The organism is Photorhabdus sp. RM71S (assembly GCF_042879355.1).
GTDB lineage: Bacteria > Pseudomonadota > Gammaproteobacteria > Enterobacterales > Enterobacteriaceae > Photorhabdus > Photorhabdus kayaii.
On record NZ_JBHFKV010000001.1, the window covers coordinates 46,475 to 57,922 of the forward strand.

Genomic DNA, 11,448 nt, shown 5'->3' on the forward strand with positions numbered 1-11,448 from the left:
ATTTATTGAGCAACGAATAGGCAGATATATAAAAACGATATAAAAATATATCTGCCGGGTATAAAACAGCTCTGACAGTAAACTACAAGTATTAATTACATTTCTAAGGTGAGATCAGAGAAAAAACCCGCCATCAAACGATTAAACAGCTCTGGTGCTTCCCAAAATGGCCCATGTCCCAAGTTGAGCAAGTTATACACCTGACCAGTCCAGAGATTTTTGTAGGTTATCCCGTTAATGTAATCAATATTAACGAATAAATCTTCTGCGCCATTAACGATAGCCAGTGGCGTTGGGTTTGTTTCAACCAATAACCGTTGATCCATAACGTCCGGTGAAACCGACGCTTCAGACATATACTGCCGGGCCAAACCATCGGTCCGCGCCACTGCGGATCTCAAAAATGGCTCACAAAGTGCGTTTTCTCCATACAACGCCAGGGTATAATCCGTAATCTCCTCTTCTGTCAGCGAAGCCTTACCCGATATTGCCATAAACCGGCTTGGTTTAAATCCAAGACTGACATTCTCTGCGCCTGGACTAACCGGCGGCGTGCCACAAATCATTAGCCCAACAATCCCTGGGAGTCGCGGGATCAGCTCTAAACCGATATGTCCCCCCAGTGACCATCCGAAAACAGCAACTTTATCGATGCCTAATTTTTCCAGTACTTCGATGATGCAAAGTGCATAACCAGGTATCGAATAGGTCCGGCGAGGGTCCACTGCATTTGATGAAGCACCGTGCCCTGGTAAATCAATCGCTAAAATCCGGTATTCGTCACCAAAACAGTTAATTTGATGGCGAAAAACGTCTTTGCAACTCGAATTACCGTGTATAAGGAGGACCGGTAACCCATCACCTCCCGTATCAGCAACAGAGATGACAGCATGACTGGTATGAATATCGTATTGTGAAATAGCCATAATACTTTATTTCCTTATGAATATTATTGTAAGTTGCCATTCTTCGGGAATTTTCATAATGCGTTTAAAGACGCCAATAACGCTGTGCAAAAGTGACTTGTATTTATTTGAAAATCAGCCAGACAGAACACATAAACGCAAAGCCAGAGTATCAACTATTGGTGTAGAAAAGCCTGCGGCTCATCACAAGCAGGAAGGGGGATGTAAAGCAAATTATGTAACACCTGTAATATTTTAACAGGGCCAAAATACCTGGCTTTTCAGGGGAATAACATCGTGAGAATAAGCGCCACTCTATTCAATTAGCACTACAATTAAGCAATATATCAAGGTACCCCTGAACGTCGAAATAGAACGCCTTGGGGTACGCCAAGATAATTGATTCAAAATAGCGGAATTTTAATTAAAGCAGAGGCTTCTCCCCTCTTTGCCACCAGCGCAATAATAGTTTATCAATACTTTCCATTGCATTGCCGGTGAAACGCTCTACCATGCGTTTACGGCGTGTATAACTGACACCAATAACTTCACAGTTATCTATTTGAGCAATCAACAGATCATCGCTGACACCAATTTCGTCAATCAATCCCTTCTCTTTCGCCTGTGAGCCGTACCAATATTCGCCTGTCGCCACACTTTCCACGTCAAGTGATGGGCGATGAGTATGAATAAACGATTTGAATAGTTCGTGAGTCTGATTCAGATCTTCCTGAAACTTTTTCCGACCCTGCTCTGTATTTTCCCCCAACACAGTCAGTGTACGTTTATATTCACCAGCCGTATGGAGTTCCACATCAATATCATTTTTCTTCAATAACTTATGAATGTTCGGAATCTGAGCGACCACGCCAATAGAACCAATGATGGCAAAGGGTGCAGCAACTACACGATCAGCAACACAAGCCATCATATAGCCCCCACTGGCAGCAACTTTATCTACGACGATAGTCAAGCGAATCCCTTTCTGACGCAAACGGGCAAGCTGAGAAGCCGCCAATCCATAGCCATGCACCATGCCTCCAGGACTTTCCAGACGTAACAGCACTTCATCTTTTGCATCTGCCACGGCCAGAATTGCGCTAATCTCTTCACGTAATGAATCGACTTCATGTGCATCCATACTTCCTTTAAAATCCAGCACATAAAGACAAGGTTTCTGTAACCCTTTATGACCTGCCTTAGCGTCACTTTTCTTCTGCTTGGATTCGAGCTTTTGTTGCTTATTAAACGCTTTCTGCCAGATTTTTCCTTCCGCTTCCGTCATGCGTGCCCGCTGCATTTGACGCTGTTTATCCCGATATGATTCACCAAGGTCGGTGAGTTTCAGTTCTCCTTTTAGCGAGGATTTCCGCATTCCCATGCCAATACCGAATATTGCCAAAGCAATAACAGCCAACACCAATGTAACTACTTTGGCTAAAAACAACCCGTAAAGAGATAAGTACTCCACAAAATCCACCTTTTGTTTCTTAGACTATGAATTTACAATAAATGCATTTAATTTTTTTCATTTAAAAACAATATATTATAATTAATTCGCATTCAATAAATACGAATATGTACAAATAAAAACGTCCAGTATATCGGCCTCAGTAGCTAATTCTACACCATTAGATAGAGAAATGGGGGACCAGTTCAAAAATGAGGGATTAGATTGCAGAATCACAAAAACCCGGCGTTTCAACCAAGCACTATGACTGTTACCACTACTTGACTGTTACAACTATCTGAAAGAGAAGCAGGAAATTATCGAACAATGGGAAAAGAGATCGTTATCGCTACATACCCGTTATCCTTCAAGTTGCCTCTTTGTTGGCTGCACTCGCTCACCCCGGTCACATAGTTACCTATGCTCCCGGGGATTCTTCCTTTGCCGTCGCGATGCATCTTGAAATCCATAGGGTATACCCCAAACTTCATTAATGAGAGAAAAAGACTATGATATTCATTTTATTAAATGTAGTAAAATTGACTGTTTTCTTTATATTATTTGCAATATTTAGTTATTTTTTTATTTCAGGAAAAAACGTAAAAAAAACAGTAATATCATCGGTGTTATCTGCTGTTGTTTTTATTCTAGTTGAGATTTTATCTCCAGCGCTGCTGCTCTGTTTTTTATATCTCTCTGAATTTTTTTATAATGCCGTGCATTAAATGCGCGGCATATTTAGTCCATAAATAATTCAGGTTGTCTTTAACTAAATAAAATCGTTACATAGCTCTTGTAATTTATTATTATTAATAACACGCCCCACATGGAAACCGTCACAAGCAGCATGATGAACCTGAATTGCCAAAGGCAACTGAGTTTGATTTCCATTTTGGTAAAATTTTCCCATTGTAAATATGGGTGGAAAATAATCGATAAAACTTGCAATGTTCAAGTTAAATCCATCAAAACTTACCCACGGCACTGATGATATGTGAAAGTGATTTTCAGGTAGTTCTGGTTTAGAAAAAAAGCAAAGATCATCTTTATAGGTTTCATAATCATCAGAATAGTTTTTCATAAACTCGGACAGATCAGCATTGAACTCAGTCCAAGTCGCTGAGAATGTTTCTGTTTCCTTGTGAAAGATTGTATACGCAGGATTTACACCATCCCATACAATTAATTCTTCATCTTTTATAGCCATTCTGAACTCAGAATAAGAGTTCACAACTTTTGATATTAAATAAATCATGGTTGGATAGAATTTATATTGTTTTTCTACCAACGAAGATAACAAATGGGTAATATCAATTTTTGCTGTTAGACTAAATCCGCATTGCACAACATTACGGTAATGCAAGAAATGCTCTTTCCTATCCCAGAGATCTATATCAACCTTTGAGTAATTCATGTTTTCCCCTTCTAATGTAAAATTTAACAAATTGATTAAATTAGAAGGGCTGCTCTTTCTGTTTGTATTGGACTCATAATCACTCCGGTATGAAATTGGATTAAATACTCAGTTTCTGACGAAGAAAAATTATACATTAGCTAAAAATAAATAACTACCAACACAGCAACTATGCTCCGTTTATCTCCTGAGCAATCAACCTTAGCAAATTTGACTCAATATATCACTTTCTGTTTTGATAGCCCGAACGGCCTCCGACGGTAACAAATCGCGCCATCAATAACAGGAAATCTTCAAATGTTACATTACCAACCAAGACATGACCTCCTACAACAACGTATTATTTTGGTGACAGGTGCTGGAGAGGGTATTGGCCGTGAAGCGGCTTTGACCTATGCCCGTTACGGTGCACAAGTGATCTTACTTGGCAGAACAACACACAAACTGGAAGCTGTCCAAAAAGAGATTGAACAAGCAGGTGGGGCCCCTGCAACTGTTTACACCATGGATCTGCTTACCGCCACAGCCGAAGGGTGTCAGGCATTCGCTGGCGATTTAGCGCAACATTATCCGCATCTGGATGGCGTATTGCATAATGCAGGATTACTGGGAGCTGTCGCACCGATGGCAGAGCAGCCAGTGCAATTATGGCATGATGTTATGCAAGTCAACGTCAATGCGACCTTTATGTTAACGCAAGCCTTATTACCACTATTATTGAAGTCACCTGACGATTCATTAATCTTTACCAGTTCGAGCGTTGGCCGCGAAGGTCGTTGTGGTTGGGGAGCCTATTCCGCCTCTAAATTTGCAACCGAAGGCATGATGCAAGTTTTAGCAGCAGAATATAAGCACATTTCTCTACGCGTTAATTGTATTAATCCCGGCGGTACACGCACAAATATGCGCTCCCGCGCATTCCCTAACGAAAATTCTGCTAAACTGAAAACACCGGCAGATATTATGCCACTGTATCTTTATCTTATGGGCAGCGATAGTCTGCATAAAACAGGCATCAGTTTTGATGCCCAACCCGGACGCAAAGCAGGACCAGCCGAATAATGACAATCAATGACAACCAACATCAAAAAAGGCAACAACGCCTAAAAGAAAAAGTGGATTTTCGTATTGAAGCCGCCCAGTTAGAACGGGGTATTCTCATCGTTTTTACCGGCAATGGTAAAGGCAAAACCACTGCGGCATTTGGCACTGTAACCCGAGCGATAGGTCATGGATTTCGCGCCGGTGTGATCCAGTTTATCAAGGGGAAATGGGAGAATGGCGAGAAAAATCTGCTGGAACAGCATGGAGTGAATTTTCATGTTATGGCAACAGGTTTTACCTGGGAAACTCAAAGCCGGGAAACGGATACTGTAGCCTGCCAGCAGGTATGGCGCTATGCGTTAGAGATGTTATCTAATCCCGATTTGGATCTAGTTATCTTGGATGAACTGACTTATATGGTGAGTTATGGCTATCTTCCTCTGGAAGAAGTTATTACTGCGCTCAACCACCGACCGGAACACCAATCCGTTATTATCACCGGCCGGGGCTGTCATCGTGAATTATTGGAAATGGCAGATACCGTGACAGAGATGCGCCCGGTAAAACATGCCTTTGACGCCGGCATTAAAGCACAAAAAGGGATCGATTGGTAAAAAAGGCCCCGTTATAACACACGAGACCCAGAAAACTTAACGACCTTTTGGTGCGGTTGTTCGCCCCGCATTCTGGCGTGAACTGCCCGGACGTTTACCTGCCGATGGACGCGATGCGACTTGAGCATGGCGTTTAACCGCTCGGCGGATTTGGTTAGCTTTAAGACGGCGTTGATCACGCCCAACGGCCACTTTGGAAACCGTCTCTTCATTCAAATCCACTAATTGGCGTAAATAGTTAGTCTGCTCCAGACCCAATTCCGTCCATCCCCCGCGTGGTAAGCCTTTTGGCAAACTAATATCCCCATAACGCACACGAATAAGACGACTCACCTGTACACCAACTGCTTCCCAAAGACGACGAACTTCACGGTTACGTCCTTCTGTCAGCGTGACGTTATACCATTGATTCATCCCCTCTCCCCCCTTAAACGCGATAGTACGGAATGAAGCTGGACCATCTTCCAGTTGAATCCCTTTAGCCAGTTGTTTCAATTTGGCATCATCAACTTCACCAAAGACACGGACAGCATATTCGCGTTCAACTTCACGGCTTGGATGCATCAAGCGATTAGCCAGTTCACCATCCGTGGTAAATAGCAACAAACCACAGGTATTCACATCCAGACGCCCAACCGCTATCCAGCGGGAACCTAGCAATTTAGGCAGACGATCAAAAACCGTTGGCCGTCCTTCTGGATCATGACGAGTACAAAGCTCACCTTCTGGTTTGTAATAAGCCAAAACACGGCAAACCGCTTTTTGTGATTCTTTGATATTTAATACCCGACCATCGAGGCGGATTTTTGTGGCGGGCTGAACTTCAAGGCGATCACCTAAAGTCGCAATCTTACCGTCAACACTGACGCGCCCCTGTTGAATATAACCTTCTATTTCGCGGCGGGAACCGTGACCGGAACGCGCGAGAATTTTCTGTAACTTTTCAGATTTCTGTATCTTACCGCTCATTGAGCAACCTCTGTTGTCGCCTTCACAGGCGTCGTGTTATATATCAATCAATACGTTATGATAGAATTCAATCATAACAAACTGATTTTAATACATTTGATAGCATAGAATGCTAGAAAATAGCTCATACATTCTAATCCGTGGCCGAGCATTCTACACTAATTTCAGACACAATGATTCTAATCCAGCAATTCCCATCACACGAAAACTGAAAACATCATGGCTGGCGTAAGGTAACAATATCTCCATCCTTATCGCGATTTACCGACATTTAATATAACAGATTCCCCATTATCAGGATTAAAAAACCCAACACTGATCACATTTCATACTAGCCATTCTGACGGTCAATTAATTACACATTAGAGATCATCGCCGATCAATAAATAACCCATTGTCGATTGATTGATGATTCTGATCGAATAAACCCCCGTTGGGTTATAAACCGGCGGATAGATAACAGAAAATAACAAATTATGCCCTTCAGGATGGGATGCAATTGCCCCAATGGTGCTAACAAAGCCGCAATTACCAAGATAAAGCTGGCCCATATCGATCATCTCTATCCCTTTAATAAACATGTTAGGGGATTCAATAAAATCTTTAATACGGTTATGCTTATCAACTCCCCCGCTTTGCCATTGCTCAGGAGGATATGAATCATCCAATAAATAACCATTCTTCTCTGATAACGCTTTAATTAAGGCCAATACCGGATCTTTTGCATATAACGTGACGCCTTTAAAGTCAAAAGGTTCACAAGCAGCCAGAATATCATTTAATTCACTTAATTTTACCGCTTTATCAGGATCTCCGCTCAATGCTTCTTGCACTGATTTTTCAGCATATGCGTCACGTCCACATGCGATTAAATCTCTATCTGGTGATTTCTGCCATGTATGAACATTAGCGACATCAACTGGTTTATCGGAGAAATTAATAACTGACATTTTCAATATCCCTTGATTTTATAATGGATGGATAACCTTACGCTGTTATTTATATTAAATAGCCAGCCCAAAGATTTTTACCTAATAATATAATTAAATAATTAGCAAATAAACTTACCTTGGGTGAGGTAAATATTTCCTTATCACGTTATTAAAATCAACTTAATTATTAAATAGATGATAATTTTATTTTATTTTATTTTATTGAGTCAGCATTAATAATTCGAAACAACAATAACCATTTCTATTCAATTAAAAAATCAAAAATATATACCCTATGGATTTCAAGATGCATCGCGACGGCAAGGGAGAGAATCCCCGGGAGCATAGGTAACTATGTGACTGGGGTGAGCGAGTGCAGCCAACAAAGAGGCAACTTGAAAGATAACGGGTATAAAGCCTGCGTATAATACACAGGCTTTATATAGATTCTGAAAATAATTACTGCGTAGCTTATAAGAATGGCGTGATATTGCCAGCCCCTTCCCGTATTACAACCGGCGTATTCTCAGTTAAATCAATTACGGTGGTAGGCTGTTGCCCTAAATAACCCCCGTGAATAATCAGATCAACCCGTTTTCCCAAATTATCTTTAATTTCTTCAGGATCAGATTCAGCAAAATCATTGCCCGGCAAAATCAGGCTAGTGGACATCAATGGTTCACCCACCTGTTCAAGAAGCGCCAAAGCAATTGGATTAGATGGAACACGTAACCCGATGGTTTTCCGCTTATCATTCATCAAACGACGAGGTACTTCTTTCGTCGCTCGCAAAATAAACGTGTAATTGCCCGGAGTATTATTCTTAATCAGACGAAAAGCCGAATTATCGACATAAGCATAAGTCGATATCTCCGACAAATCCCGGCACATTAAGGTGAAATTATGATGACTGTCTAACTGGCGAATACGACATATCCGAGTCATCGAATCTTTATCTTCCAGATGGCAACCAATCGCATAACCGGAATCAGTGGGGTAAACAACCACCCCTCCTTTTTTCAACACATCCACACTTTGCCCTATTAAGCGGGGCTGCGGATTATCTGGATGAATATAAAAAAACTGGCTCATAAATTACCTCTTAATTTTATGCTGCCCCTACAGTGACCAGTTACGCCATATTGGTACCACATCACCGGGTAACCACAATTTACGCCCTAACTCTATCCATGAACAAGGCTGGTGAAAATCAGAACCTAACGAAGCCATCAAATCATATTCCCGTGACAACTGACCGAGATATTGCCGCTCGTTAGGTGCCTGCTGGCACTGTGCAACTTCCATTGCATCACCACCATGTTGTTTAAACCAGGCAATCAGACGCTTCAACCATTTGGTCGATAAATCATATCGTCCCGGATGCGCAATGACTGCTTGACCACCTGATTGATGAATGGCATCAATAGCTTGTTCAATTGTACACCATTGCGGTGGAACGTATCCGATTTTTCCCTTTGCCAGATATTTTTTAAATATTTTCGCCATTGTTGGCTCTCTGCCCATTTCAATTAAATAACGGGCAAAATGGCCTCGTGTTACTTGTCCGCCATTCGCTAATCGGCTCGCTCCTGCCCAAGCATCGGAAATACCCACCTTTGCCAGCTTGCGACCTATTTCAATTCCTCGTTCTTTCCTGAGTTCAGATTGTTTATTAAGTAATTCAATCATTGCATTTGACTGAATATCAATGTTCAGACCAATAATATGAATCTCGATATTTTGCCACAAGGTGGATATCTCAACCCCTGATATGAGCTTTAATGGCAAATCATGTTGGTTGATATATTCATGGGCTGGCAAAATAGCGTCTGTCGTATCGTGATCAGTCACGGCCAATACATTAACGCCCATTGCCACCGCTCGTTCGACCAATTCTGCTGGTGAAAGTAAACCATCCGATGCAGTCGTATGGCTATGCAGATCGTAAATTGTTACTAACTCAGTGGCTGAATTTGTCATTATCCCTTTCTCTGCCCAAATAGCTTAAAACGCTTGATGGGATAGCTTAACGGTAAATGGTCGCGTTTTACAGAAATAATCATGTTCAGCCCTAGAATATCGGGTTGAACATGATTATTTTAAGAATGAAAAAACTGACAGATAAGAAAAGCAATATCCCTTTTTATTGGCAAAGAAAAATTAACCGGCGTTTTTCTTCACCTAACCAATAGATTTCAAATAATAGGGCTTACCCGGATTATAGAGTGGCCCCATGTCGATGGTTTCATCATTAGATTTGGCAATATAGCCCATCCCTTCTCTGGCCGCATTTGCCAACAAGCCACAATCCTGATCGCCTGACCAAGAAAATATGCCTCCCAGTTTATTCTTAGCGACATATTCCGCTTTTTGCTTCACCGTGCGAGGGGTATCTAATGAGATAAAGTGTCCCTCTTTTTCACTAAACAAGAAATCAGCATCAGCATTGGTATCTGTCATTAACACAAAGCCATTTTTCCCGCTAGCGAGAGTGTGTTCACTATCCAGATAATTATTAACAATATCAAAGAATTCAGGTGAACCTTTTTCCATTGTTCCTAATGCATCGCCAGTTTTATTATATTCGCGCGTTTCAAGATTTGCCCCTTTGCCCGCACGGCCATAGTTAGCATAACCTAAATGAATTTTCTCCAAAGGTATGCCAAGCTCCTGATGTAGGTAATTGATAGCAACTTCCGCGGATAAATCAGACGCATCTGATGGATCAGGATCTTTTGGCGAATAGAGATTAGTATGATGGCCGATATAAGGTGCCCACCCGGTACCAAAATAGTCGTAACTCATTAAGTAAATATTATCCAGACCATTCTTGACTAATTCAGCAATATTAGAGGTTTTTAATTTCGCTTTTACACCACTACAAGCAATGGAGATCTCTTTTCTATCCTCTCGCCCAAATCGACTATCCAAAGATTCACGTAATTCTTTAATTAACAGAGCGTAATGTTCTCCATCTTTATCACTAATAACATTACCTTCCTCTCCCGGGCTTCCAGGATATTCCCAGTCAATATCGACACAACTGAACATAGGAAAACGCTCAAAGAAATCAACAATACTGTCAACAAAAACACGACGCAGTGCCGCCTCAGCCGCCATCACGGAGAAATAACCGGACATACTCCAGCCACCAATACTAAAAGCTAATTCAAGTTTATGACCCGCTAAACGCGCCGTTTTTTGCAGTTCACGTAACCCACCTAATAAACCCGAAGCTCTCTTTTGTTGATAATAAGGCAAGAATGTTCCCGGACCGATATCAGTATTCGCGCTTTCTTTCGGTAATCCCACATTACGGGCAGTCCCTAAATCACCATAAGGGTCAAGAGGGACAATATGGCCTTCAGTAATTTTTATTTCACTCTGGCTATTCCAACCATCGGCAACCTCTTTGATTTTATCCCCTTTCACACCAGTATCACCGTAAATACCCAAAAAGCTAAATATTAACTTATCATAAGCGGTGACCTTGATAGTGCTTAAATCAAACCCTCTTCCCCGATCACCAGCCCCTTTATCCTCACCATCCAAACGTGCATCATATTGGCACCAATCAGTAATATAAGCAGAAAGTTTTGGCCTGGATTTATCGCTTTCATATTCATTAAACATCGGGCGACAAACACGCGTCGCAGTATAAGAAAGGTTACCCGCTGAACCATCAGGTTTAAAATTAACATCCGGCCGTTGATAGGTTTGTTCTGTAATAGCATCCGGTTGTAAAACCGGTGAAGGAATATCTTCGGTTGGATCAACGCGCCCATCGGTAGGATTTCCGTGCTGTTTTATCTCATCTTCCGTCGCTGGACGAATATATTTCCAGGCATTATGCGGTGTTCCCTCTTTAGCCGTAGGATCGGGAATATGCCAGCGTTCAACCCAATAAGTATTGGTATAAACACCACTATTAAAAATAACATTATAAACTTGGCCGCCTGCCTGATTATTCCATGCAGTTAATGGCTCACCAACAATATCACTTATGTCGGACATGGATTTCGATGAGGTATAAGTATATTTATTTACCATTTATAAACTCCAATGCGATTTATATTTAGCCTCCACATAATTAGAAGAGGCTAATTTGAATGTTAAAGAT

At 41.4% G+C, this 11,448-nt stretch carries 11 protein-coding genes; 3 read left to right on the forward strand and 8 right to left on the reverse strand.

What is annotated here, in order from left to right; all coding sequences use genetic code 11:
• Positions 1-95 precede the first annotated feature (95 nt).
• Positions 96-926, reverse strand: coding sequence for an alpha/beta fold hydrolase (locus ACGF5R_RS00190; protein WP_387689089.1), 831 nt, complete (start codon positions 924-926; stop codon positions 96-98).
• 58 nt (positions 927-984) lie between these two features.
• Here ACGF5R_RS00190 and ACGF5R_RS00195 point away from each other — a divergent pair, with 58 nt between their 5' ends.
• The gene (locus ACGF5R_RS00195) at positions 985-1,164 is read left to right on the forward strand and encodes a hypothetical protein (protein WP_146747924.1); all 180 of its coding nucleotides are present in this window, start codon (positions 985-987) and stop codon (positions 1,162-1,164) included.
• Positions 1,165-1,329: 165 nt separating this feature from the next.
• On the opposite strand, the gene sohB is transcribed toward ACGF5R_RS00195, so the two are convergent.
• Together sohB and catA are read right to left on the reverse strand one after the other, a co-directional pair.
• On the reverse strand, positions 1,330-2,376 hold the full coding sequence (gene sohB / locus ACGF5R_RS00200; protein ID WP_112879402.1) for a protease SohB: 1,047 nt from the start codon (positions 2,374-2,376) through the stop codon (positions 1,330-1,332).
• 748 nt (positions 2,377-3,124) lie between these two features.
• Entirely contained in the window at positions 3,125-3,769 is a 645-nt protein-coding gene (gene catA, locus ACGF5R_RS00205) for a type A chloramphenicol O-acetyltransferase (RefSeq protein ID WP_387689092.1), read from the reverse strand.
• Between the two features lie 297 nt (positions 3,770-4,066).
• Here catA and ACGF5R_RS00210 point away from each other — a divergent pair, with 297 nt between their 5' ends.
• Both ACGF5R_RS00210 and cobO read left to right on the forward strand, forming a co-directional pair.
• Positions 4,067-4,831, forward strand: a complete 765-nt coding sequence (locus ACGF5R_RS00210) for a YciK family oxidoreductase (protein ID WP_387689095.1) — start codon at positions 4,067-4,069, stop codon at positions 4,829-4,831.
• Positions 4,831-5,427 carry a cob(I)yrinic acid a,c-diamide adenosyltransferase gene (gene cobO, locus ACGF5R_RS00215; protein ID WP_370446080.1) on the forward strand — a complete coding sequence of 199 codons (597 nt, stop codon included), beginning with the start codon at positions 4,831-4,833 and terminating at the stop codon, positions 5,425-5,427. Before ACGF5R_RS00210 ends, cobO begins: the two co-directional genes overlap by 1 nt.
• 36 nt (positions 5,428-5,463) lie before the next feature.
• Here cobO and rluB read toward each other — a convergent pair whose 3' ends face one another.
• From rluB to ACGF5R_RS00240, 5 genes are all read right to left on the reverse strand, one after another.
• Complete coding sequence (rluB, locus tag ACGF5R_RS00220) at positions 5,464-6,396, reverse strand: 23S rRNA pseudouridine(2605) synthase RluB (RefSeq protein ID WP_112879405.1); 933 nt, start codon at positions 6,394-6,396, stop codon at positions 5,464-5,466.
• A gap of 362 nt (positions 6,397-6,758) precedes the next feature.
• Positions 6,759-7,346: a C2 family cysteine protease gene (locus ACGF5R_RS00225; RefSeq protein WP_262980037.1), complete on the reverse strand. Its 588-nt coding sequence runs from the start codon at positions 7,344-7,346 to the stop codon at positions 6,759-6,761.
• Between the two features lie 453 nt (positions 7,347-7,799).
• Positions 7,800-8,420 carry an L-threonylcarbamoyladenylate synthase gene (locus tag ACGF5R_RS00230; RefSeq protein WP_112875897.1) on the reverse strand — a complete coding sequence of 207 codons (621 nt, stop codon included), beginning with the start codon at positions 8,418-8,420 and terminating at the stop codon, positions 7,800-7,802.
• 27 nt (positions 8,421-8,447) lie between these two features.
• Positions 8,448-9,308, reverse strand: a complete 861-nt coding sequence (locus ACGF5R_RS00235) for a PHP domain-containing protein (protein ID WP_112875896.1) — start codon at positions 9,306-9,308, stop codon at positions 8,448-8,450.
• Between the two features lie 201 nt (positions 9,309-9,509).
• Positions 9,510-11,378, reverse strand: a complete 1,869-nt coding sequence (locus tag ACGF5R_RS00240) for a glycoside hydrolase family 18 protein (RefSeq protein ID WP_387689099.1) — start codon at positions 11,376-11,378, stop codon at positions 9,510-9,512.
• Positions 11,379-11,448: the final 70 nt, after the last annotated feature.